This window comes from uncultured Thiocystis sp. (assembly GCF_903866365.1).
GTDB lineage: Bacteria > Pseudomonadota > Gammaproteobacteria > Chromatiales > Chromatiaceae > Chromatium.
This window is the reverse complement of record NZ_CAIPNF010000310.1, coordinates 1-23,733: the sequence shown is the minus strand read 5'-3', so window position 1 is coordinate 23,733 and position 23,733 is coordinate 1. Positions and strand designations below refer to the sequence as shown.

Genomic DNA, 23,733 nt, shown 5'->3' with positions numbered 1-23,733 from the left:
AGCAACTTGAGCGCCCAAGCCGATGCGACACGGGTTCTCCCGATCCCGGACGCGGTCTAATCGAAGTTGGGCAGGCCGGATTGCAGCCACCAGGAATCCAGCTTCTCGTCCCAACGCCAGAGCTGACGGTCGGAGAGTCGCTTGACGACTTGCCGGTCTTCGTAGAGGTACTCGATCGCGACGATCTGAGTCGCGCTGTCCTTGTCCTGCAGCGTGGGTGGCTGGACGACGTCGTAGCCGGTGAGGCGCAGCCCGTTAAGCAGGGGTGGCAAAGGCTTATCCTTGCGCAGATCCGGATGCACGAAACCATAGGCGGTTTCGTAGTATCCCCAGCGCAGCGCGGATTGATAGCCGTTGGTTGCAGCCTGCAGACCGACGGATCGCTTATCTTTCTCCACGGCGCCGCAACCACTGAGCAGGAGCGACGCGAGGAGCGCGTAAAGCAGGCCGAACGAGCACATCGACCACGTATGCGTTGGACTGGACATCGGAATTCCCATCGAAGCGATGCTGGGCGGCAATCTTGATCGTTGCGTTGATGATACGGCATCCAGACGGCGGAGACAGCGCCCAACGCACGACCCCATGCCTGAACCGCATTCCGCCGATCGCGTCGACTGAAGGCGATGCGCGGGGACACTCGCGGCAACGCCGGTCGCGCTGAATGCGTCCCTCGCCGACTGGAGTATCATTTCGCCCCTTGCTTCGTATTCCCTAATGGCAATATCCCATGACCGAGTCACTCGAACCCCGCTGCGAAATCGTCCTGGATGACGTCCAGGTGACCCTACTCGGCACCGCTCATGTTTCGCGCATCAGTGTCGAGCAGGTCGAGAGGCTGATCCAGAGCGGCGACTATGACGCCGTGGCGGTCGAGTTGTGCCGGAGTCGCTTCAACGCCCTGATGGATCCGCGCTCGCTCGCCCAGACGGACCTCTTCTCCGTCATCCGTCAGAACCGCGTCTATATGGTCGCCGCCAGCCTGGCCTTGTCGGCCTATCAGCAACGGCTCGCCGATCAGTTCGGGATCGAGCCGGGCGCGGAACAGCGCATGGCGCTTCGGTTGGCCAGGGAGCGCGATCTGCCGGTTCTGCTGATCGATCGCGAAATCGGCATCACCCTGAAGCGAATCTCGGCCAATCTTGGCTGGTGGCAGCGCGCTACGCTTTTTTCGGGTCTGCTGGCTGCCATGGTGACCTCGAATGAAGTATCCGAGGATGAAGTTGAGCGACTCAAGGAAGGGGACGTGCTTGAGACCACCTTTGCCGAATTCGCGACCGATCGCAAGGACCTCTATGTGCCACTGATCGAAGAGCGCGATCGCTACATGGCCGCCAAACTGCGGCGCGAGGTCGCGCGGCTCGGCGTCAAGCGTGTGCTTGCCGTGGTCGGGGTCGGTCATCTCAAAGGCATCGCCGACAAGCTCGGTCAAAACCGCGAGGATGCGGTGGACATCATTGCCGAATTGGAGCGCATCCCAGCGCCTGGCCGCTGGCCCAGGATCCTGGCATGGACGGTACTCGCGTTGATTCTGGGAGGCTTTGCCTGGGGTTTTGCAATGAACCCCGATCTGGGCTGGGATCTGGTGCTCAACTGGATGTTGATCACCGGCGGTTTGTCGGCACTCGGTACGCTGATGGCGGCCGGGCACCCGCTCACGATCCTGTCGGCCTTCCTGGCCGCGCCGCTGACGACCTTGAATCCAGCCATTGGCGCTGGGATGGTCACGGGGGCGGTGGAGCTTTATCTGCGCAAACCGAACGTCGGGGATTTTGGTCGGCTGCGCGCGGATGTCACCTCCTGGACTGGCTGGTGGCGTAATCGGGTCGCGCGGATTCTAGTGGTCTTTGCGTTGAGCAATCTGGGCGCGGCCATTGGCACCTACGTCGCGGGTTTCCAGATGGTTGAGCGGATCGTCCAGTCAGGCTCCTGAACGCGGTCATTCTTGAAAGAACGACTGACGCTTTGAACGCGCGTTGTTACGCAGAGACGACCTCCAGGTCGCAACCTGGCAAGATCGCTTCCGATTCGATAAAAGCGCGCCGAAACTGCTGGCAGCGATCAATGAACTCGTGGGTGCTTTTCGGCATCGGTACGCGGGCGCGGACGATGAAACAGATGAGATCGGCTCCTTCGCGCAACAGACCGATGCTCTCCAGCGCCTCCCGTATGTCCATGGCGGTGGGTGTGTTCGGCAGGATGGGATCGGATTTGCGCAGCCGCTCACTGGCCACGACATAGGCTGGCCAGACATCGAACACCGCTGGATCGGTGCGGAGGGTTTCGCATTTTCGCTTGGCCGCCTCGGCAAGCTCATCGAGCCTGGTATCGCTGTCGGCGATTTTCCGGCTGCCCGCGAAGGTGTCTTTCAGCGCCGCCGCAATCCGGTCGACGGCGTGCATGGTCATTGCGATCTTCAGATAGCGGCTCGCATAGAAATCCTCGATCGGCATGGAAAACGCCTTGAAAGGCTCGCCCCACAGCTCGTCGATCCCCTCGTCGCCACCGCGGTGACGTACCATCTTGCCAAGCTCCAGCGCTTCCAGCAGGCATTGTCCACACTCTCGCATCAGTGCATGCTCGGGGAAAATCTCGACCCCGGCGGTTTGGAGATCCACCAGGCAGTGGAAAATATCCGCCGCGCGATTGAACAGCGCGCCGGCCAGCATGGCGCCGTTGACCCGCTTGCGTTCAATCTCGCTTTCGGCTTCATAGGCGGCGCGGGCTTCCTTGAGCCGCACCCCGGGGATGTTGATGCCGTGTTCGACATGATTGAACAAGCGCCGCGTCAACGCCTGTACCAGATGCCGCCTGACCTCGAAGCTGTCCTGTGGCGGTTCGTAATATTTGACCCAGTAGCCATCGTAATAGATACGCTCGACGCCATCGATCAAGCGCCTGCTGCCATTGACTGGAGTTTCATACATACTCGCTGGCATCCGGAGAAAGGCTAGACTATGGCCACTAAAATTTAGAAACGTCAGGAAAATTAAGAATGCTCACCAAGGACCAGTTTGCCGCGATCGTCATGATACTTTTCATGTGGGGTTTTGCCGGGGCGTTATTCGGCGCACTGTTTGCCGGTCTTTATCAGGTCTTGCAGGTGCTGGGGCTCACGGGCTGGCAACCGTTAATCATGGCGGCCGCGGCGGCCGCCATGACGACATCCGCCTTTTATAGCGCGATGCCCGTCGCGCTGGTAGGCGCGATGGCCGGTGTGCTGTCCTCGATCGGCTATTTGATTGCGACCGGTCAAGAAATCGAATTATTTATGATCGTCGGTATTGCCGGAACCGCCGGACTCGTGGCGGGAAGCTTCTACGCCTGGATGGTGACGGGTGGCAGCCAACCGCTCGCCGAGACCCTCACGGGACTCCTCGCCGGATTGCTGGCGGGCGGTGTGCTCGCGGTGGTGCTGGCGATGAGCGGCGAAGAGGTCGGGATGTTCGTCCTGGCGGCTGGCGTGGTGGCCCTGGTCGGCACCTTTTTCCAGATCTCGGAGCGCTGGCTGCTTGCGCGCACCTCTGGCTGGCTACCCGGCATCCTGTCCGCACCCGTGGTCGCGGGACTGATTGCCGCGGTCGTTGGCGCGAGTATCTGGATCCTGGACGGAACCACCTCGGCCATGCTGGATGTGAGCACCCAGGATGCGATCGGACGGGTTCTCCATGACATCCCGCCGGGCTTGCTGGGCGGTTTGCTCGGCGGCGCCTTGACCGGTCTGCTGCTCGAACTGTTTGGCTTTCACCTCGAAGACCGCCGCTGAACCAGCTTCAGGCTGATGCCTGGCGGTCATGGTGACGCAAGTCTTGATTCAACCATTTCCATTTCGCAAGGGAAACCCGCCATGCTCGACGACCCCAACCAATGGTTCTCGGAAGTTGCCGCAGACGACGGCAGCGCCTTCTCGCTGAAGATCCGCGAAAAGCTCCACGAGGAGCAGACGCCCTTCCAACTCATCGAGATTTACGCCACCGAGGGTTTCGGCAACCTGATGGTGATCGACGGTTGCACCATGCTGTCGAGTCGCGAGAATTTTCTTTATCACGAGATGATGTCCCACCCGGCGCTCTTCACCCATCCGGCACCGCGACGGGTCTGTATCATCGGTGGCGGCGACTGCGGCACCCTGCGCGAGGTACTCAAGCATCCGGGGGTCGCGTCGGCGGTGCAGATCGATATCGACGAAGGGGTCACCCGGCTCGCCGAGCGCTATTTCCCCGAACTCACCGCCGCGAACCATGACCCGCGCGCCCAACTGCGGTTCGAGGACGGGATTCGCTGGATCCGGGAAGCCCCCACCGGCAGTCTGGATCTCATCATCGTCGACAGCACCGACCCGGTCGGCCCGGCCCTGGGACTCTTCAGCCAGGACTTCTACGCCGAGTGCCTGCGCGCGCTCGATACCCATGGGATCCTGGTGCAGCAGAGCGAATCGCCCCTGTATCACCTGCGCCTCCTGCAAGAGATGCATGGCGCGATGCGCGCCGCCGGCTTTGCCGACACCCAAACTCTGTCGTTCCCCCAGCCGATCTACCCCTCGGGCTGGTGGAGCGCGACCCTGGCCGGCAAGGCGGTGGCGCTGGCCGATTTCCGGGTCGCGGACGCGGAACGCAAGCCATTCAAGACCCAGTATTACAACGCCGGGATTCACCGCGCGGCCCTGGCTCAGCCGGAGTTCGTGCGGCGAGGGCTTGCGGCAATTGCCGGGCCGAGAGACTGATTCGGCGAAAAAAGGGGCCGTCAGGCCCCGAAGTCAAGTCACGACAGCAGAGAATAGCGACGATCTCCAACCCAATCGAGATGCCGGCAAGAAGCTTGCCGGCGGGAATTGGAGCGTCGTGTCAGCGGGAGCCTGATCCGTGGCGAATCGAGAAAAGATCCAGGTCGCGGCCGCCTCCCGGCGACCGCCGCGCGCGGTTCAGAGAATGTAACCGCGTTCGTCGTGCTGCGAGAGGTCGAGACCCTCGGTTTCCTGCTCCTCGTTCACCCGCAGACCGATCGTCAGATCGACCAGCTTGAGGATGATATAGCTCAAAACCGCCGTATAGACCAGGGTCACCACCACGCCCTTGGTCTGGATCCAGAGCTGACCGGCGATGGTCACGCCCTCGGCCAGACCGGCGCCGCCCAGGCTCGCGGCGGCAAAGATGCCGGTCAGGAGCGCGCCGACGATGCCGCCGACGGCATGCACGCCGAAGACATCGAGCGAGTCGTCGTAGCCCAACGCCCGCTTGAGCTTGGTCGAGGCCAGGAAGCAGACGATGCCGGAGGCCGCGCCGATCGCCAGCGCGCCAAGCGGTCCCGCGGTCCCGGAGGCCGGGGTGATGGCGACCAGACCGGCGACGGCGCCGGTGGCGATGCCGAGCACGCTGGCCTTGCCGTGGTTGACCCATTCCGAGAACATCCAGGCCAACGCCGCGGTGGCGGTGGCGATCTGAGTGACCAGCATGGCCATGCCGGCGCTCTCGTTGGCCGCGACCGCGCTGCCGGCGTTGAAGCCGAACCAGCCGACCCACAGCATGGAGGCGCCGATCACGGTATAGCCCAGGTTATGCGGCGGCATGGCGGTGGTCGGATAGCCCTTGCGCTTGCCCAGCACGAGCGCCGCGACCAGACCGGCGACACCGGCGTTGATGTGCACCACGGTCCCGCCGGCGAAGTCGAGCACGCCCCAGTCCCACATCAGGGCGCCGTCGCCGCTCCACACCATGTGCGCGATCGGCAGATAAACGACCGTGAACCAAATCCCCATGAACCACAGCAGGGCGGAGAACTTCATGCGCTCGGCGAAGGCGCCGACGATGAGTGCCGGGGTGATGATGGCGAAGGTCATCTGGAAGGTTGCGAAGACCGTCTCGGGGATGGCGAGGGTCAGGCTCTCGCGGGTCACCCCGCCGAACAGCGCTTTGTCGAAGCTGCCGATGAAGGAATTTAGATTCAGGACGCCTTTTCCATCCCGGTGGTCGAGAAGGCCAGGCTGTAGCCGTAGATGACCCAGAGCACGGTCATCAGCGCGGTGATGGCAAAACACTGCATCAGCACCGAGAGCACGTTCTTGGAACGCACCAGACCGCCATAGAAAAGGGCCAGACCGGGGATGGTCATGAACAGCACCAGCGCGGTGGCGGTCAGCATCCAGGCGGTATCGCCGCTGTTCAGGACGGGAACCTCCTCCTGAGCCAGCGCGAGCATGGGGGCCAGGGTCAGGATGCTGGCCAGGGCCGGCGTGGCAAGCCGTTTGGGATCCAGTTTTGACATCGATAGGGTCTCCTTGGCGGCGATCACAATGCGTCCGACCCGGTTTCGCCGGTGCGGATGCGGATGACTTGGTTGAGTTCGAACACGAAGATCTTGCCGTCGCCGATTTTGCCGGTGCGGGCGGCGTTGCTGATCGCCTCGATCACCTTCTCGACCATCTCGTCGTCGACCGCGATCTCGACCTTGATCTTCGGCAGGAAATCGACGACGTATTCGGCGCCGCGATAGAGTTCGGTATGGCCTTTCTGTCGACCGAAGCCCTTGACCTCGATGACGGTGATGCCGGAGACGCCGATGTCTCCGAGCGCCTCGCGGACATCGTCGAGCTTGAAGGGTTTAATAACGGCTGCAACCATTTTCATGGCGTTTTAGCTCCTGTTGAAGACCGGGGCGATGACGCCCCGAGCAGGGGGGTTGAAGTCGCAAAGTTTGTCGAGATTAGAATTCCTTGTTCCAGCCGATCCACAGCTTCGGATCCTCGTCGTAGGTGTCGCGGCCGATCTGGTCGTAGTTGAAGCTGAAGGTGCCGAAATCGCCGGCCTCGCGGCTGATGGAGGCGCCCCAGTGACCGTAGTCGTTACCGCCCTCGTTGTAACGGAAGTCGTAGTACCCGCCGTGGAGATTCAGGCCAAGGTTATAGGGCAGCGCGAAGTCCAGCGCGGCGTGATAGTAGAGGTCGCCCTGGATGTACAGCGCCTCGGAGTCGGCAACGCCGGGAGCATTGTCGGCCTGCCCGTAAACGGTGTAAGCAATGCCCGTGGTGAGCCATTTGTAGGTCGCACTGCCGCCGATCTCGGCAAAGTCGAGGTCGCGGCCATCCGGATACGCGATGTAGATCGCGTTGAGGTCGTAACTGAAATCGTCATTGATTGACTGACCGAAACCGGCGGCGACGTCGAGTTCGTAATTAGTGTCGTTACCCTCGCTGTCGAGGAAATCGACATTCGACAGCCAGGTTCCGGCGTGGAAACCGCTCGCATGAGCATAATCGAGTCCGCCCTGAACCGCCGGCTGATTATCGGTCTGGGTCTGTCCGCGCCAGATATAATTGCTGACGACGCCGATGTTGGCGCTGATCGAGTGGGGATCCTCGGCCATGGCGGCCTGGAAAGCGCCCGCGCTTATGGCGAGGGCTCCAACCGCCAGTGCGCTGCCGATGTGTGTTGGTTTCATTGGGTTGTACCTCAATAGGATCCAGGCATCCGTTTAGAAGAGAGGGCGGAACGGACCGGCGCCTGGAAAAAGGCCGGAATGCCGCAAATGACGTAGTGTCTCGTAAGGCATGTTACATGCCATTCCGTTGTTGCGGCAAAAACAAGACGTTTTTGTTCTTGCGTGCCAAATTCGCAACAGACATTGCACCAAGAAAAATCGGCACTGTTCGATAAAATCCTGAAGCGCACCAAAATAGAGCGGCTTTCGACGCAGACGCGCCAACGCACCACCCTTATAATGTTTGCCAGCATGCTCCCCCGGCCGCCTGTCTTCCAACGGGCGGGCCACGCTTGATTTGCTCACGGGTCGCCACCGACCCCCCGCGCAGAGGTAACTCCCAATGTTGGATCCGAAACAATTCGACGACCTGTTCCAGCGTCTGTCCTCGGCCATGCCGAAGGGTCTCCAGGTGTTGCAGGAAGACCTCAATCGCAACCTCCGCGCCTCCCTGGAATCGGGGCTGGCCCGCCTCGATCTGGTGACGCGCGAGGAGTTCGATGTGCAGTCGGCCGTGCTGGCCCGGACACGCGAAAAACTGGTCGCGCTGGAGACACAGGTGAAGGCGCTGGAGCAAGCGCTCGCGGTCACCCGACCGCACGCGGACTGAGCGCGCGGCCAGGGAATTGGCGCTCTGCATCCTGTACAGCCGCGCCCGCGTCGGCATCCATGCCCCGGCGGTGACGGTCGAGGTCCATCTGTCCGGCGGGCTGCCCTCGCTCTCGATGGTCGGCCTGCCGGAACTGGCGGTGAAAGAGAGCAAGGACCGGGTGCGCGGCGCCCTGCTCAACGGCCGGTTCCGCTTTCCCGACGGGCATGTCACCATCAACCTGGCGCCCGCGGATCTGCCCAAGGAAGGCGGTCGGTTCGATCTGCCCATCGCGCTCGGGATCCTGGGCGCCTCGGGTCAGGTTGCCGCCAAGGCGCTCGATCGGTATGAATTCATCGGCGAGCTGGCCCTGTCCGGGGCGCTAAGGCCGGTCAATGGGGTGCTTCCGGTCGCGGTGGCCGCGCGCGACGCGGGCCGCGAACTCATCCTGCCGCGCGAGAATGCCGCCGAGGCGGGTTTGGTGAGCGGTCTTTCGCTGCGTCCGGCGGGTCATCTGATGGAGGTCTGCGAACATCTGAATGGCACCAGCCTGCTGTCCGCCTTCGTGTCGGGCAATGATCCCATCCTCGATGACCCCGATTATCCCGAGCTGGCCGAGGTGCGCGGTCAGGAGCATGCCAAGCGGGCGCTTGAAATTGCCGCCGCCGGGGCGCACAGCCTGCTGCTGATCGGCCCGCCAGGCACGGGCAAATCGATGCTGGCCAACCGGCTGCCGGGACTCCTGCCGCCAATGACCGAGGCCGAAGCGCTGGAAGCGGCGGCGATCCGCTCGGTGAGCGACCGCGATCTGTTCGATCCGACCCGCTGGCGCGAGCGGCCATTCCGTTCGCCGCACCATACCGCGTCAGGGGTCGCGCTGGTCGGCGGCGGCAGCAATCCCCGGCCGGGCGAGATTTCGCTGGCCCATCAGGGCGTGCTCTTTCTGGACGAACTGCCGGAATACGACCGCAAGGTGCTGGAGGTGCTGCGCGAACCCCTGGAGTCGGGTTATATCGATATCTCCAGGGCGGCGCGCCAGGCACGCTTTCCGGCGCGCTTCCAGTTGCTGGCGGCCATGAACCCCTGTCCCTGCGGCTATCTGGGCGACAGCAGCGGGCGCTGCCGCTGTACCATCGAGCAGATCGGACGCTATCGCGGGCGTATCTCCGGCCCCCTGCTCGACCGCATCGACATGCACGTCGAAGTGCCCCGGCTCGATGTCTCGCGGCTGGGTGGACCACGTCCCGAGAACGCCGAAACCACGGCGCTGGTGCGCGCGCGGGTGGCCGCCGCCCGCGCGATCCAGCAGACCCGCGCCGGCAAGCCGAATAACGCGCTGGGACCGAGCGAGATCGATCGCGACTGCGCGCTCGACGACGCCGGACGGCGCCTGATGGAACAGGCGTTGACCCGCCTCGCGCTCTCGGCGCGGGCCTATCATCGGATCCTGAAGGTCGCCCGGACCATCGCCGATCTTCAGCAGGCGAACGCCATCGATTCCACGCACCTGAGCGAAGCCATCGGCTATCGCCGTCTCGACCGGGGACAGCCGCACGCCTGAGCGTCATGGCGCCGACCGACAGGCCATCCGCGACAGGACGCCATCAGGCCCCTTCGCATTCTCTTTTTAGCGACACTTTGAGGCAAAACGCGCAACAATTTGATGAGGAAAATCCCTTCCATCTGCTAGAATGGCCGTCGCAAATCCCTATTTTGGTGGCATCCATGCAACAATTTACCCCGCGTCGATTCCTGGATTGAGCTTCACCGTGTGCCCGTTTCCGTCATCGCGCAGGGCATCGCGTTGACCTCTCACTCACTCTCCTTGCCGCGACGATCATGCTTCAACTAAAAGACCTGAGTTTCCGCCGTGGCCCCAACCTCCTGCTGGAAGAGGCGTCGCTCGCCATCTATCCCGGCCAGAAGGTGGGTCTGGTGGGCGCCAATGGCAGCGGGAAATCGAGCCTTTTCGCCCTGCTGCTGGGCGATCTGCACGCGGACGCGGGCGGGTTTTCGATCCCGGCCGGCTGGGAGGTCGCGCATGTCGCCCAGCACACCCCGGACACCGAGCGCGCGGCCATCGAGTTCGTGCTGGATGGCGACCGCGAGTTGCGCCAGATCGAGATCGAGCTGACCGCCGCCGATGCCGCCGGCGACGGTCTGCGTCACGGCGAACTGCTGGGCCGCCTGGAATCCATCGGCGGCTACGACGCCGCGAGCCGCGCCGCGCGTCTGTTGCATGGCCTGGGCTTCGCGCCGGGCGACGAACGCCGTCCGGTCAACAGCTACTCGGGCGGCTGGCGCATGCGGCTGGCGCTGGCGCGCACGCTCATGTGCCGCTCGGACCTGCTGCTGCTCGACGAGCCGACCAACCATCTCGATCTGGACGCCGTGATCTGGCTCGAAGGCTGGCTCAAAAGCTATCCGGGCACCCTGTTGCTGATCTCGCATGACCGCGATTTTCTCGACGCGGTCGGCAGCCACATCCTGCACCTGGAACATCGGCGACTGACGCTCTACGCGGGCAATTATTCCGCCTTCGAGCGCCAGCGCGCCGAGCGGCTCGCCCAGCAGCAGTCAGCCTATGTGCGTCAGCAACGCGAAATCGCTCACATGCACAGCTTCGTGGAGCGCTTCCGCGCCAAGGCGACCAAGGCGCGTCAAGCGCAGAGCCGGGTGAAGGCGCTGGAGCGCATGGAACTGATCGCCCCGGCGCATATCGACTCGCCCTTCCGCTTCGGTTTCGAGCCAGCCGGGAATCTGCCCCGTCCGCTGCTGCGGATGGACAAGGCAACCGCCGGCTATGGCGCGAAGCCCGTCCTCCAGAGCGTCGGGTTCAGTCTGGAGCCGGGCGACCGCATCGGCCTGCTGGGACGCAACGGCGCGGGCAAATCCACCCTCATCAAGGTGCTGGCCGGCGAACTGCCGCTACTGTCGGGTCAGTGCGAACGCGCGCAGGATCTGCGCGTGGGCTATTTCGCCCAGCATCAACTGGATCAACTCGACCGCCACGGCACCCCGCTCGGCCATCTGCGCCGGCTCGATCCGAACGCCACCGAACAGACCCTGCGCAACTATCTGGGCGGTTTCGGTTTCGCCGGCGACCGCGCGCTCGACCCCATCGCGCCGCTCTCGGGCGGCGAGAAGGCGCGTCTGGTGCTGGCCATGATCATCCGTCAGAAGCCCAATCTGCTGCTGCTCGACGAACCGACCAACCATCTGGATCTGGAGATGCGCCACGCGCTCAGCGGGGCGTTGCAGGGCTTCGAGGGGGCGCTGGTGCTGGTCTCGCACGACCGCCATCTGCTGCGGGTGACCAGCGACACGTTGATGCTGGTGGACGGCGGCGGGGTACGCCTGTTCGACGGCGATCTGGACGATTACCCGGCCTGGCTGGCGGGACGCGATCCCGGCGCGCGTCCGGTCGGGGACGAGGACAGCGCCCGCGACGGCGGCGACCGCAAGCAGCAGCGTCGACAGTCGGCAGAGACGCGCAAGGCATTGCAGCCGCTGCGCAACCGCGAAAAGCAATTGGAACAGCGGCTCGCGACGCTCAACGCGCGCCGCGCGGCCCTGGATCAGGCGCTGGCGGCATCCGAGCTCTACGCGCCCGAGAGCAAGGCGCGATTGCTGACCCTGCTGGCCGAGCAGCGTCAGGTCAGCGCGGATCTGGAAGCGACCGAGGACGCTTGGCTTGAGGTCAGCGAGTCTATCGAACAATATCATGCCCGCGACGAGTGCCCGGATGCGCGCGCATGAGAAGGCGGTTTTTTTAGTGCCGGCGATCGCGCGCGCGCGTCATCAGGTCTTGGTGGCCTTCCACCGCTGGTGGCGGCGCGCGCGCCGGCCCGCCAGACGCCTGCTGCTCCTGGGCCTGGCGCTGGTCATCCTCTACGGACTCTGGCCCTATACGACACTCTGGAGCCTGCACCGCGCGCTCGTCCAGGGCGACGCGGCGACACTGGAGCGGCTGGTGGATCTGGATGCGATTCGCGACGAACTGGCGCGCCGTCTCAACAAGGAGCGTGCCAGCGCCATCGACGGACTCTCCGACGACTTTATCGGGTGGCTGGAGTCGGGGGTCCGGCAGCATGGCGTCCAGGCGCTGGAGCGCGGCGTCACGCTCGACTGGGTGCGGGCGCAGCTGACCGCGAGCACACTCCCCGGCGAAGGTTTTGCGTCCCTCCTCGCCGACGGCTTTTTCGAGAGTCCACGGGATTTCCGCGCGCGGATCGGGCCGCGCAACGCGGAGCCGGTCATCCTGCGGCTGCATCTTGACCGGCGAGGCTGGCGTGTCTCGACACTCTACTACTGATGTCAACGCCCACATGACGACCGCGAAGCTCACGGCATCGGAGCGGGCGCGCCAACTGATCGCACCGCTGCTCGTTCCCACCGACAGTCCGTTCAAGGATTACCTCCGGGCCACCGATTACTGCACGGCGGTGATGCTGTACACCGAGCTTCAGGCCGACCGGGAATACCTGGCCCAATGGCGCGCGGCGTTCGCGGCCCTGATGGTCGCCAACGCCGAGCAGCGGGCCCATTTGCTCAGCCGGCTGCGGGGCGATTTCAAACACGGACTTTCGCCGCTGCCGACCCTGATCGCGATGCGACATTAAACGCGGGACATCCCGAACTCGGGATTGACTCAATGTTGCCGATTTACCACGAACTGTCGCGGATGACACGACAGGTTCGCGCATCGCCGTACCAGCGGCTACTATATCGCGCAATATTCAACCCGACCCAACAGGATTCAACCACCTATGCCTCCCTTGAACGACCTCGCTAAATCGCATCCGAACGCGCAGTTCTTCGATCTTCCGCCGCTGCCCATGGACTCCGAAGGGCTTGCGCAGGATTTTCGGCGCTATTACGCCCACACCTTTGGGCGGGACCATGACGCGCAGGCGATCTACTATTCCTACAAGGCGCTATCCATCACCTTGCGCGACCGCCTGATGGAGCGCTGGAAGCTGACCCGCAAGTCGTATGACGAGGCGGGCTGCAAGCGCACCTACTATCTGTCGCTGGAATTCCTGATGGGCCGCGCGCTGTCGAACGCCATGCTCAACCTCGGGATCAACAGCGCCGTGGAGCAGGGACTCTACGGCATGGGTCTGGCGCTGGAAGAGATTGCCGGCAACGAACCCGATGCCGGTCTGGGCAATGGCGGTCTGGGCCGTCTGGCGGCCTGCTTTCTGGACTCCTGCGCCACCCTGCAACTCCCGGTGCGAGGCTATGGACTGCGCTACGAATACGGCATGTTCCGCCAGTTGATCGAGGGCGGCGAACAGCTCGAAGAGCCGGATCACTGGTTGCGCGACGGCAACCCCTGGGAACTCGAACGTCCCGAATTCACCCAGCGCATCCCCTTCGGCGGTCGGACCGAGACCAGCGTGGATCGACGCGGTCGCAAGACGGTCCGCTGGGTGGATACCCATGATGTACTCGCCGTCCCCTATGATATCCCGGTTCCCGGTTACCGCAACGAGACCGTCAACACGTTGCGTCTCTGGAAGTCCGCCGCCACCGACGAATTCGACCTTGGCGAATTCAATGCCGGCAGCTACCCGGAGTCGGTCGCCCAGAAGAACGAGGCCGAGCACATCACCATGGTGCTCTACCCCAACGACGCCAACGAATGCGGCAAGGAATTGCGGCTGCGTCAGCAATTCTTCCTCGCCAGCGCCAGCATCAAGGACGTGCTGCGCGACTGGATCCGGCTCAACGGCAATGACTTCAGCCGCTTCGCCGAGCATAACTGCTTCCAGCTCAACGACACCCATCCCGCCGTGTCGGTCGCCGAGCTGATGCGCCAACTGATGGACGATCACGATCTGGAGTGGGACACCGCCTGGCCGATCGTCCGCCAGACCATGGCCTACACCAATCACACGCTGCTGCCCGAGGCGCTGGAACGCTGGTCGGTGCGGTTGTTCCGCCAACTGCTGCCGCGCATCCTGGAGATCATCTTCGAGATCAACGCCCGCTTTCTGGCGGAGGTCGCCACCCGCTGGCCGGGCGACACCGACCGCCAGCGGCGCATGTCGCTGATCGAGGAAGGCCACGACCCGCAGGTGCGGATGGCCTATCTGGCGATCATCGGCAGCTTCTCGGTTAACGGCGTCGCCGCGCTGCACTCGGAGCTGCTGATCGAAGGTCTGTTCCGCGATTTTCATGACCTCTGGCCGAAGAAATTCAACAACAAGACCAACGGCGTGACCCAGCGGCGCTGGCTGGCCATGTGCAATCCCGGTCTGCGCGAACTGCTCGACGCGACCATCGGCACCGAGTGGGTGCGCGACCTCAGCCAACTCCAGCAGCTTGCGCCCTCTGCCGAGGACGCGGACTTTCGCGCTCGCTGGCATGCCATCAAGCAGGACAACAAGCGTCGTCTGGCCGAGCATGTCGCGCAAATTTGCCGGGTGGAGTTTCCGCTGGATGCCATCTTCGACGTGCAGGTCAAGCGCATCCACGAATACAAGCGCCAGTTGCTCAATATCCTGCATGTCATCCATCTCTATAACCGCATCAAGCGCGGCGACACCCGCGACTGGACCGCGCGCTGCGTCCTGATCGGCGGCAAGGCGGCCCCCGGTTACGTGATGGCCAAGCAGATCATCAAACTGATCAATAACGTCGCCCGCGCTGTCAACAACGATCCGGAAACCGCGGGCCTGTTGCGGGTCGCGTTCGTGCCGGATTACCGCGTCTCGCTCATGGAAGTGATCGCGCCCGGCACCGACCTGTCCGAACAGATCTCCACCGCCGGCAAAGAGGCCTCGGGGACGGGCAACATGAAGTTCATGATGAACGGTGCGGTCACCATCGGCACCCTGGATGGGGCCAACATCGAGATCCGCGATCAGGTGGGCGAGGAGAATTTCTTCCTCTTCGGCATGACCGCCGCCGGCGTCGAGTCACGCCGTCATCACTATGACCCCAATGGCATCATCGCCGGCGATCCGGCCCTGCTGGAGGTCATGAGTCTGCTGGAAGCCGGGCATTTCAATCAGTTCGAGGGCGGGATTTTCGACCAGATCATCCTCGCGATCCGCAACCCGCACGATCCCTGGATGACCGCCGCGGATTTCCGCAGCTATATCGACGTGCAGGAACAAGCCGCCGCGGCCTATCTAGACCGTGACCGCTGGTTGCGCATGAGCATCCTGAACAGCGCCCGCAGCGGTCATTTCTCGTCCGACCGCACCATCGCCGAATATAACCAGGACATCTGGCATCTCGACGCCGTTCCGCCCAAGGCATAAGGCTTGACCCTAAAAACGGCAGTTGAACCGCAAAGAACGCAAAGAGCACAAAGGATTGCAATGTTGTGCCTCGATGACGACCGTCACCCAGAGGGTAACGGTCGTCTGGAGCGCAAGCTGTGCTTCGCGTCCTTTGCGCCGTTGCGGTTCCAAGTGCCGTTTCAGGTTCCGCACGCCTCCGCGATCACCCGGTTACGTCCCTCCGTCTTGGCCCGATAGAGCAGATCGTCGGCCCGGATCAGGAGCGTCTCCGCCGTTTCCCCGGCACTCAGCTCGGTCACGCCAACGCTGGCGGTGACGCAGAAATCCGCATCGAGCAGTCGCAATCCGGCAAGCTGGGTCCGCAGGCGCTCGGCTGCCTCGGTGGCGGCCCGCAGATCCGCGTCGAGCATATAGAGGACAAACTCCTCCCCGCCAAAGCGCCCAGGCAGATCGGCGGCGCGCACCTGGGACTTCAGCAGACGCGCGAAGGCCACCAGCATGGCATCGCCGCCCGCATGACCGAACCGGTCGTTGACCCGCTTGAAATGATCCAGATCGATCATCAGGAGCGACAACCGATGATCGCGCGCCAGGGCATGCGCGATGCTGGTGTTCAGCCGTTCCATGAAATAACGCCGATTGGCAAGTTCGGTGAGCGGATCGGTGCGCGCCAGCGACTGATTCAACTCGTTCGCCAGCGCCAGTTTATGGTTGGTCTTGCGCAGATCCCGCACCAGGCGCGACATCTCCATCGCCAGGTGTCCCATGCGTTCGACGATGTCGCTCTCGACGACATTGGCCAGTTCGCCAATGAGCAGCGTGCCCTGGTCGATGGGATAGGCGTGAAACAGATACGCCTCGCCGCCGAGCACCCCCTTCAGGACATGCGCGACCGGCGTGCGGTACGCGAGCCCGGGTTCGATCCCCAGATGATCGCCGCTCTCGTGGCGCAGAAAACACGCGAGCGGTTTGCCATGGACCCGGGAGAAGCCGGCGAAGCGGGAGCGAAACGCCAGATTGGCAGTGCCGATCCGCCCCTGATCGTCAAGCTCGACCAGCAGCAGACGCCCCGAATCCATCACATAGCTTTGCAGCGCCCAGGTCAGATTGGGGTTGGGTACGTGTTCATCTTTCATCCGACTCTCCCAGCGTGCGGGCCCAACTGACGGCGGTCTCGCAGTCGGTGAGAAACAGATCCGCGCCGAGCGAATCGAGCAGCGACGGGGCCGTCAAGAGCGCGCGCCCGCCGACCAGGATGCGGGTGTCCGACCCTGGCCCGAGCGCGGCGCGTAGGGCGGCGATCGTCTCCCGCGCCGCTTCCAGGTTGCTGAGCAAACTGACCGACAGGGCAACGAAGCGTGGCGCTTCCTCCCGCAGCGTCTGCACCAGCGTCTCCAGGGCGCAATCGCTAGCGAGAAAGGTCACCTCCCAGCCATCGAGTTCGAGACAGGAGGCGACCATCCAGGCGCCGAGTTCATGAAACTCGTTGCTCACCGAGGCAACGAGCGCCCGCCCGCGCCGCGCGGCGGGGAAGGGTTGTTTGTAATAGAGCGTGGAAAGGACGAGGTACACCATGGTGGTGGCCTGATGCTCCATCGACACCGTGATGCGGCCCTGCTCCCAGCGCACGCCCACCTCGACCATGGCCGGATAGAAGATCGCCTGAAGCAGGTGCGAAAAGGGCATCCCATCGTCCAGCAGGGCGCGGCTGTGATCGAGCACCGTCAGGTGGTCACCCGCAAGCAGCGACTCGACGATGTGCGCGTACACCTCGCTCAGGTCCGCCGGAACCACCGGGTGTTTTGACTGATAGCGTTCGGCGGCCAGGATGGTGTCGGCGTGGACGGACAGCATCCAGTCATAGACCGGCAGCAGACTTAATGCCTCGGCGCTTGGGAGCTGGTCGCGGATCGCCTGCTTCCAGGCATCGAGCTGGACGGCAAAATAATCGTAGGGCACGCCCTGATGATGGTAGGCGTGATAGGCCCAGGGCAAGGCCCTGGCCAGTAAATCAAAATTATTCGTCCGCAGCACCTCGGCGACGAAGGCGCCATGATTGCGATGGTTGACCTCAAACAGACGGAAGGGATTGCCGTTGAGAAATTCATCGATGCGCGGGTGAAGCGCCAGCAAGCGCGAGACCTGGCCGGCCAGACGGTTGGCGTGATCGGCATAGAGACGGGCGGCCCGAGGCGGGATCGGCGGCACCTTCTCCAGACCGACGAAAGGCAGCGTGGAAGGATCGATGTACATTGCGTCCTTGAGTCCTGGAGTCCGGCAACCGGTGGAGCGAGAGGAACGGCATTTCAGATTCTAGCAAGGCGCGCAACCAGCGCGCCTTGCCATGGAGCCGTGCCGGCGGTTTAAACCGCCTTGTAGAGAGTAGCCCCTTCCTCCCGAAACTCCCACGCCTTTTCTTGCATACCCGTTTCCACCGCGACCTCGATATTCTCGATCCGATGCGCCTGCGCATAATCGCGCACATCCTGGGTAATCTTCATCGAACAGAAATGCGGTCCGCACATGGAGCAGAAATGGGCGACCTTGTGCGTGGCGTGGGGCATGGTCTGATCGTGATATTCGCGGGCGCGGTCGGGATCGAGCGAGAGGTTGAACTGGTCCTCCCAGCGGAACTCGAAGCGCGCCTTGGAGAGTGCGTTATCGCGGATCTGCGCGCCGGGCAGACCCTTGGCCAGATCGGCGGCATGGGCGGCGATCTTGTAGGTGACGATGCCGTCGCGCACGTCCTGCTTGTTGGGCAGACCCAGATGCTCCTTGGGCGTGACATAGCAGAGCATGGCGGTGCCGTACCAGCCGATGTTGGCCGCGCCGATGCCGGAGGTGATGTGATCATAGGCGGGCGCGATGTCGGTGATCAGCGGGCCGAGAGTGTAAAAAGGCGCTTCATGGCAGTCGGCCAGTTCCTTGGTCATGTTCTCCTGGATCATCTGCAGCGGCACATGGCCGGGGCCTTCGATCATGACCTGCACATCCTGCTCCCAGGCGAATTTGGTCAGCTCGCCGAGGGTTTCGAGTTCGGCGAACTGGGCGCGGTCGTTGGCGTCGGCGATGGAGCCGGGGCGCAGTCCGTCGCCCAGACTGAAGGTCACGTCATACGCCTTCATGATCTCGCAGATTTCGCCGAAATGAGTGTAGAGGAAATTTACCCGGTGGTGCGCAAGACACCACTTGGCGAGGATGGAGCCGCCGCGCGAGACGATGCCGGTGAGCCGGTCGGCGGTCAGCGGCACGTAACGCAGCAGCACGCCGGCATGGATGGTGAAATAGTCCACGCCCTGCTCGGCCTGCTCGATCAGGGTGTCGCGCATCAGTTCCCAGGTGAGTTCCTCGGGCTTGCCGTCTACTTTTTCGAGCGCCTGATAGATGGGCACGGTGCCGATCGGCATGGGCGCATTGCGCAGGATCCACTCGCGGGTCTCGTGGATGTTCTTGCCGGTGGACAGATCCATCAGGGTGTCGCCGCCCCAGCGCGCCGACCAGACCATCTTTTCGACCTCTTCCTCGATCGACGAACTCAGGGCCGAGTTGCCGATGTTGGTGTTGATTTTCACCCGGAAATTGCGCCCGATGATCATCGGCTCGACTTCGGGGTGGTTGATGTTGGCCGGGAGGATGGCGCGGCCGCGGGCAATCTCGTCGCGCACGAACTCGGGGGTGATCAGATCGGGCAGATTGGCGCCGAAAGAGTGGCCGGGATGTTGACGCAGCACCTTCGCATAGCGCGGATCGGCGCGCAGCTCGTCGAGCCGCAGGGTTTCGCGGATGGCGACATATTCCATCTCGGGCGTAACGATCCCCTGACGGGCATAGTGCATCTGGGTGACATTGCAGCCGGCCTTGGCGCGGCGCGGGGTACGCAGATGCTCGAAGCGCAGATGGGCCAGCAGCGGGTCGCTCTGGCGCGCGCGTCCGAAGGCGGAGGTCGGACCGGTCAGGAATTCGGTGTCGCCGCGCTCCTCGATCCAGCCTGTCCGCACGTCAGAGAGACCGGCCATGAGATCGATCCGCGCGTTCGGGTCGGTGTAGGGGCCGGAGGTGTCATAAAGCATGACCGGCGGGTTGTCCTCCTCGCCCTGATTGGTCTGGGTCGGGGTCAGGGTGACCTCGCGCATGGGCACGCGCAGGTCGGGGCGCGAACCTGTCGCATAGACCTTGCGGGAGTTCGGAAAGGGTGCAGTCACCTCCTCGGAGAGCCGGGCGGTGGTGCGGACGAATTCATGCGGGATGGCGCTCATCGGATGTCCTCAAGGCTGAAACGGGGCGCGTGAGCGCCGCAGGTCGATCGGTGCGTGGCGGCTGGAGGGCGCTCGGGCAGGACGGAACTCGACCGGATCAGCGGGGAAAGTCTGACGGGAAACGGGAATGCCGGAGGCGTCGTCGCCGTGCGGGCCATGCGCTCCCGACGATCTCGGGAGCGGGCATGGTTTGCCGTGCGGCGGCGCCATCTTCGGTCGCCATTTCCTGCGCCTGCTTTCCTGCGCCAGCATGACCCGGATCAGGTTCAAAGGGTCTTTTCTCAGCCCGCGACGCCGACTGTCGATCGAACCGCGGCTGGACTCCCAGGCTCCAGACACCGACGATTCAGCGACAGAGGGTCAGCGCGGGCACCCCCAGCAGTCTCCAGTGGTTGAAACTAGCGAAAGGCCGCCGTGATTTCAACCGCAATTCCCGCCCGTCTGGATTGCGTCGCGCACGCCAGCGTTTCATCATGCCGACAGGCGCCTCCGTCAACCGGTCAAGCGCTGGTGATCATTCGCTCCACGACGACAGGTTCTTCACGACCATGACACCTCTCAACCTCGCGGGCACTGGCCGCCGCGTCGATTATCTCGGAGCCGATCAGCGTTTGCTGACCGACCTGGCGCCTCTGCTCGAACCAAGAGGCTTGCATCTGACGGCCTTCGCCAGTCTCGCCGATCTGTCACAGTCATTCGGGCGCGCGCCGCCGGCCGCCCTGCTGCTCGACATGACCCACATCGCCGGTGCCAGCGGGTTGGAACGCTTTCTCGATGGACTCTCCCTCTCCGTTCGGCAGCGCCCCGGCGTTATCTGTCTCGCCAGCCGGAAGACCGACGACGAGACCCTGGAGCATCGCCTGGCGGCCATGCGCGCCGGCGCCAACAGCTATGTGCTGGCACCGGTCCCGCCCCGCCGCCTGGCCAGCCGGATCATCCGGATGTGTGGCGCGGTCGAGACGAGCCGTTACCGCATCCTCGTCGTCGAGGACGATCCGGCCCAGGCCAAATATATTGCGGTCCTGCTCGCGAATGCCGGCATGGAGACGCTGGTGGTCGAGGATCCGATGAAGCTCCTCGGCCGGATGCAGGCGTTCCGGCCCAACCTGATCCTCATGGATCTTTACATGCCAGGCGCGACCGGTGCCGAAATGGCCGCCGTCATCCGCGATCATGACGATCTCTTTGGAATCCCCATCCTCTTTCTCTCGGCGGAGACCGATCTCGACAAGCAACTGGAGGCGCTCAAGGCAGGCGGCGATGGCTTTATCGCCAAACCGATCCGTCGCAAACAGTTGATCGGCGCCGTCGAACATCGCATTCGGATGTCGCGCTGGCTGATGGATCGGTACACCCTGGACAATCGCCGCGAGAGCGCCAACGGCTTTCTGCCCCGCGATGTCTTCATGCGGCACCTGGACCGGATCGCGCGTTCCGGAGCCATCGAAAGCGATGGGTGCGGACTGCTGGTCATCGACATCGACGACTATCCGCACATCCTGGCGGCCCTGGGTCTCGGCGGCGTCGAGAAGCTGCTGCGCCAGATGGAAATTCAGATCAGTCATCACCTGACCACCCGCGAAAGCGCGACGCGCCTGGATGACTGCCGCTATGGGCTGATCGCACAGCGGGAAACGAGGGTGCAATTGCAGGATCTGGCCAGAAAGCTCTGCGCGCTATTGGCGCAGATTCAACCGGAGAAACCGGCGCGGGATGTCGGCATCACGGCCAGTCTCGGGATCGGTCTCTTCCTGCCGAGCGCGGGCGACGCCATGACCATGATCTCCAGGGGAGAAAAGGCGGCGGTCAGCGCCCGGCGGGCCGGCGGCAATCAGTTCCGCGTCTGGACGCCGGTGGTGGCGCGTGACGGGGCCCCCGAATCCGACGCGATGATTCAACGGCTGATCGTCACCGCACTTGCCCAGAACGGCCTGACCCTGCTGTTTCAGCCGATCTTGCCGTTCATCCCAAGTGATGGTGAAATTTACGAGGCCCAGATCAGACTCCGCACGCTGGACGGCGAAGAGATCCCTCCAGCCGACTTTCTGTCCGTCGCGACGCGCGGCAAGCTGATGCCGCGCGTCGACCGCTGGGTGCTGGAACGGGCCTTGGAGGCCATGGACCGCCAGCGCCAGACCCAGACCCCGCTCTTCGACGGCGCGCAAGGCAAACCGCGGCTGCGGCTCCTGGTGCATCAAACCATCGGTACCCTGGCGGAACCGGAGTGGATTCCCTGGTTCCGCGATCAGGTCGTCCAGCGCAACCTGATCCAGTTGAGTCCGCTGTTTGAATTCCAGATGAGCGACCTGCACCGAAACATCCTCGCCGCGATCCCCGTGCTGGAGCGTCTGCGCACCTACGGCATCCAGGTCTGCGTGGCGAATGTCTCCGGCACTCCGGAAGAAGTGGCCTTGCTCGGCAGACTGGGGGCGAGGTTCGCGAAGCTGTCTTTCCAGACCATACACAACACCGAGCAGGGACAGTTGATCGATCTGATCGAGCGCCTGCGCGAGCAGGGTATCGCCGTGATCGCCGCCGGCATCGAGGACCAGGACACCATCGCCCGCGTCTGGAATTGCCACCCGGATTACCTTCAGGGGAATTATCTGCAAATCCCGAGCCCCGAGTTGAACTTCGATTTCCAGTATCCGCCCGATGACCATTGATTCCGTCCAAGACGGCGGCCCACTAAATGATGACATGGCGTCCGTTCGACCGGGCACCGTAATCGCTAACCATACCGGTCGCCTGATTCTGACGCCCGAGGATCCTAACGCCAGCCCGGACGGCGCGGCACTGATCGCGGCCCTGGCCCGCGCGGAATTGATCGGCGAGCAGTTGGAGGGATGGTCGGACAGGCTCGGGGCCGGCCCTTCTGGAGCGGCCTACCGCGTCGGCGCCGCTTTTCTGAGTCTGGTGTCCTTTACGGGCTGCGCGGTCAAGATCGCGACCGCTCCCGATCCACGCGCGCCCTTTTGCCATCTTCGTTTCCCCCCGCTCGCGCCCCATCCGCAACTGTACGCCGGACGCAACACGCGACCTCCGCGCTGTCGGGATTGCCGTGGACGACTGGAAGACTGGCGCGAACGCGCGGCGCGGTGGGCGAGCCAGCCGGAGCTGTACGTCACCTGCCCGAGCTGCGGCGCAACCCGGCTGCCCTGGCAGTGGGACTGGAAGGAACAGGGCGGATTCGGACGGCGGGCGATTCTCGTCGAAGAGGTCTTTCCGGGAGAGGCGATGCCAACCGATGCGCTGCTCGATCTGCTGCGAGCGGCGAGCGGAACTGGGTGGCGTCATTTTTATGTGCGGGATTCGCTGCTGTAGACGCAAGGATCGGGTGGATCTATTGGCGCATCCTCGCGCGGGTGGGCGGCGTCGAGCGGAAGAACGACGGGTGGAACCGTCGCTCTGGCGGGCAAAAGGATGACCATGTTGGCCGGAACATCGAGCCGGGTCCGGGTTCCTGGCGCCGGACAGGGTGTAGTGCGCAACTTGATTTGAGACACCGCGCAACTTGATTTGAGACGCGAATTCAGCCGCCGCTAACCTCAAACGCATCCCCTAACTCGGCCAACGCTGGCGTCGTCTCCCACCGCGCCTTCGCCTGCATCAACGGCCTTGTCACCTTGCGCAGGGCGGCCAGCCACAGCGGCTTGGTCGCCAGTCGCATCGACGATTCGCTTGTCGGTTTTACGCGCTTGACGGCACCGACGAGGGGCAGGTGGTGCCAATATCCGCGCTCGCTCATCAAGCCGCAAATGACGTATTCCTCCCAGGTCGGCCATTTCGCCAATTCGTCAAGATAGGGCATCACGGCGGATCGGCGCATCACTTTGAGATGGGTCAACGACCCCGCCCTGAAGGGCGGAGCTTGTAACTATGCTCCCGGCATCCGTTCCGATCATCGCACGCTACGATAGGCTGTTTGACGGCAGCCTTTGTCGCGATGTTCATCGCGGCGTTGTCATCCGCGTTCGCTGTATGACCACACGAGACACACAGAAAACTGGATTGGGTCTTGCGGTTGGCCTTCGCAATATGCCCGCACGCACAGCAAGTGCGCGAGGTATTGCGCGGGTCGATGTATTGCACAACGACGCCGTGCAGCTTCGCCTTGTATTCGACGAAGGATTGCAGTTGGAAAAAAGACCACCCGCTG

General features: G+C 63.5%; 20 protein-coding genes, 1 pseudogene and 1 riboswitch. Of the genes and pseudogenes, 11 read left to right on the top strand and 10 right to left on the bottom strand.

The features are described 5' to 3' along the window. Positions 1-56: 56 nt before the first annotated feature. Entirely contained in the window at positions 57-488 is a 432-nt protein-coding gene (locus QZY07_RS17670) for a hypothetical protein (protein ID WP_295405553.1), read from the bottom strand. 242 nt (positions 489-730) lie between these two features. On the opposite strand from QZY07_RS17670, the gene QZY07_RS17665 reads away from it, so the two are divergent. After that, entirely contained in the window at positions 731-1,933 is a 1,203-nt protein-coding gene (locus QZY07_RS17665) for a TraB/GumN family protein (RefSeq protein WP_295405551.1), read from the top strand. A 46-nt stretch (positions 1,934-1,979) separates the two neighbouring features. On the opposite strand, the gene QZY07_RS17660 is transcribed toward QZY07_RS17665, so the two are convergent. Next, a complete protein-coding gene (locus QZY07_RS17660) occupies positions 1,980-2,927 on the bottom strand; it encodes a hypothetical protein (protein WP_295405549.1) in 948 nt (315 codons plus the stop codon). 68 nt (positions 2,928-2,995) lie between these two features. Between QZY07_RS17660 and QZY07_RS17655 the strand changes: the two genes are divergently transcribed. Both QZY07_RS17655 and speE read left to right on the top strand, forming a co-directional pair. After that, positions 2,996-3,766 (top strand): spermidine synthase, encoded by a 771-nt coding sequence (locus QZY07_RS17655; RefSeq protein ID WP_295405547.1) that lies wholly within the window; start codon positions 2,996-2,998, stop codon positions 3,764-3,766. An 81-nt stretch (positions 3,767-3,847) separates the two neighbouring features. Next, positions 3,848-4,723 (top strand): polyamine aminopropyltransferase, encoded by an 876-nt coding sequence (speE, locus tag QZY07_RS17650; protein ID WP_295405545.1) that lies wholly within the window; start codon positions 3,848-3,850, stop codon positions 4,721-4,723. A gap of 198 nt (positions 4,724-4,921) precedes the next feature. Here the strand turns inward: speE and QZY07_RS17645 are convergent. From QZY07_RS17645 to QZY07_RS17635, 3 genes and pseudogenes are all read right to left on the bottom strand, one after another. Next, positions 4,922-6,261 (bottom strand): annotated as a pseudogene (locus QZY07_RS17645) (ammonium transporter). 23 nt (positions 6,262-6,284) lie between these two features. Beyond that, positions 6,285-6,623, bottom strand: coding sequence for a P-II family nitrogen regulator (locus QZY07_RS17640; RefSeq protein ID WP_295405543.1), 339 nt, complete (start codon positions 6,621-6,623; stop codon positions 6,285-6,287). Between the two features lie 76 nt (positions 6,624-6,699). Continuing rightward, positions 6,700-7,434, bottom strand: a complete 735-nt coding sequence (locus QZY07_RS17635; RefSeq protein WP_295405541.1) for a TorF family putative porin — start codon at positions 7,432-7,434, stop codon at positions 6,700-6,702. Positions 7,435-7,816: 382 nt separating this feature from the next. On the opposite strand from QZY07_RS17635, the gene QZY07_RS17630 reads away from it, so the two are divergent. The 6 genes from QZY07_RS17630 (at position 7,817) to QZY07_RS17605 (ending at position 15,336) form a co-directional block, all read left to right on the top strand. Then, a complete protein-coding gene (locus QZY07_RS17630) occupies positions 7,817-8,083 on the top strand; it encodes an accessory factor UbiK family protein (RefSeq protein WP_295405539.1) in 267 nt (88 codons plus the stop codon). A 16-nt stretch (positions 8,084-8,099) separates the two neighbouring features. Further along, positions 8,100-9,623 (top strand): YifB family Mg chelatase-like AAA ATPase, encoded by a 1,524-nt coding sequence (locus tag QZY07_RS17625; RefSeq protein WP_295405537.1) that lies wholly within the window; start codon positions 8,100-8,102, stop codon positions 9,621-9,623. Positions 9,624-9,901: 278 nt separating this feature from the next. Beyond that, entirely contained in the window at positions 9,902-11,821 is a 1,920-nt protein-coding gene (locus tag QZY07_RS17620; RefSeq protein ID WP_295405535.1) for an ATP-binding cassette domain-containing protein, read from the top strand. Continuing rightward, positions 11,787-12,377 carry a DUF2939 domain-containing protein gene (locus tag QZY07_RS17615; protein ID WP_295405533.1) on the top strand — a complete coding sequence of 197 codons (591 nt, stop codon included), beginning with the start codon at positions 11,787-11,789 and terminating at the stop codon, positions 12,375-12,377. Before QZY07_RS17620 ends, QZY07_RS17615 begins: the two co-directional genes overlap by 35 nt. Before the next feature lie 13 nt (positions 12,378-12,390). After that, positions 12,391-12,684 carry a hypothetical protein gene (locus tag QZY07_RS17610; RefSeq protein ID WP_295405531.1) on the top strand — a complete coding sequence of 98 codons (294 nt, stop codon included), beginning with the start codon at positions 12,391-12,393 and terminating at the stop codon, positions 12,682-12,684. Positions 12,685-12,831: 147 nt separating this feature from the next. Continuing rightward, complete coding sequence (locus QZY07_RS17605; RefSeq protein ID WP_295405529.1) at positions 12,832-15,336, top strand: glycogen/starch/alpha-glucan phosphorylase; 2,505 nt, start codon at positions 12,832-12,834, stop codon at positions 15,334-15,336. 161 nt (positions 15,337-15,497) lie between these two features. Here the strand turns inward: QZY07_RS17605 and QZY07_RS17600 are convergent, their stop codons facing one another. From QZY07_RS17600 to thiC, 3 genes are all read right to left on the bottom strand, one after another. Next, positions 15,498-16,454 (bottom strand): GGDEF domain-containing protein, encoded by a 957-nt coding sequence (locus QZY07_RS17600; RefSeq protein ID WP_295405527.1) that lies wholly within the window; start codon positions 16,452-16,454, stop codon positions 15,498-15,500. Continuing rightward, positions 16,444-17,571, bottom strand: coding sequence for a cobalamin-dependent protein (locus QZY07_RS17595; RefSeq protein WP_295405525.1), 1,128 nt, complete (start codon positions 17,569-17,571; stop codon positions 16,444-16,446). The genes QZY07_RS17600 and QZY07_RS17595 overlap by 11 nt, the downstream gene beginning before the upstream one ends. Positions 17,572-17,681: 110 nt before the next feature. Then, positions 17,682-19,574 carry a phosphomethylpyrimidine synthase ThiC gene (gene thiC, locus QZY07_RS17590; protein WP_295405523.1) on the bottom strand — a complete coding sequence of 631 codons (1,893 nt, stop codon included), beginning with the start codon at positions 19,572-19,574 and terminating at the stop codon, positions 17,682-17,684. 220 nt (positions 19,575-19,794) lie between these two features. Beyond that, positions 19,795-19,961: riboswitch (TPP riboswitch) on the bottom strand. A 161-nt stretch (positions 19,962-20,122) separates the two neighbouring features. Between thiC and QZY07_RS17585 the strand changes: the two genes are divergently transcribed. Then, positions 20,123-22,240 carry an EAL domain-containing protein gene (locus QZY07_RS17585; protein WP_295405521.1) on the top strand — a complete coding sequence of 706 codons (2,118 nt, stop codon included), beginning with the start codon at positions 20,123-20,125 and terminating at the stop codon, positions 22,238-22,240. Positions 22,241-22,274: 34 nt separating this feature from the next. Beyond that, a complete protein-coding gene (locus QZY07_RS17580) occupies positions 22,275-22,898 on the top strand; it encodes a hypothetical protein (RefSeq protein WP_295405519.1) in 624 nt (207 codons plus the stop codon). Between the two features lie 208 nt (positions 22,899-23,106). On the opposite strand, the gene QZY07_RS17575 is transcribed toward QZY07_RS17580, so the two are convergent. Then, on the bottom strand, positions 23,107-23,421 hold the full coding sequence (locus QZY07_RS17575) for a hypothetical protein (protein WP_295405517.1): 315 nt from the start codon (positions 23,419-23,421) through the stop codon (positions 23,107-23,109). After that, positions 23,418-23,666 carry a zinc ribbon domain-containing protein gene (locus QZY07_RS17570; protein WP_295405624.1) on the bottom strand — a complete coding sequence of 83 codons (249 nt, stop codon included), beginning with the start codon at positions 23,664-23,666 and terminating at the stop codon, positions 23,418-23,420. The genes QZY07_RS17575 and QZY07_RS17570 overlap by 4 nt, the downstream gene beginning before the upstream one ends. Between the last annotated feature and the right edge of the window lie 67 nt (positions 23,667-23,733).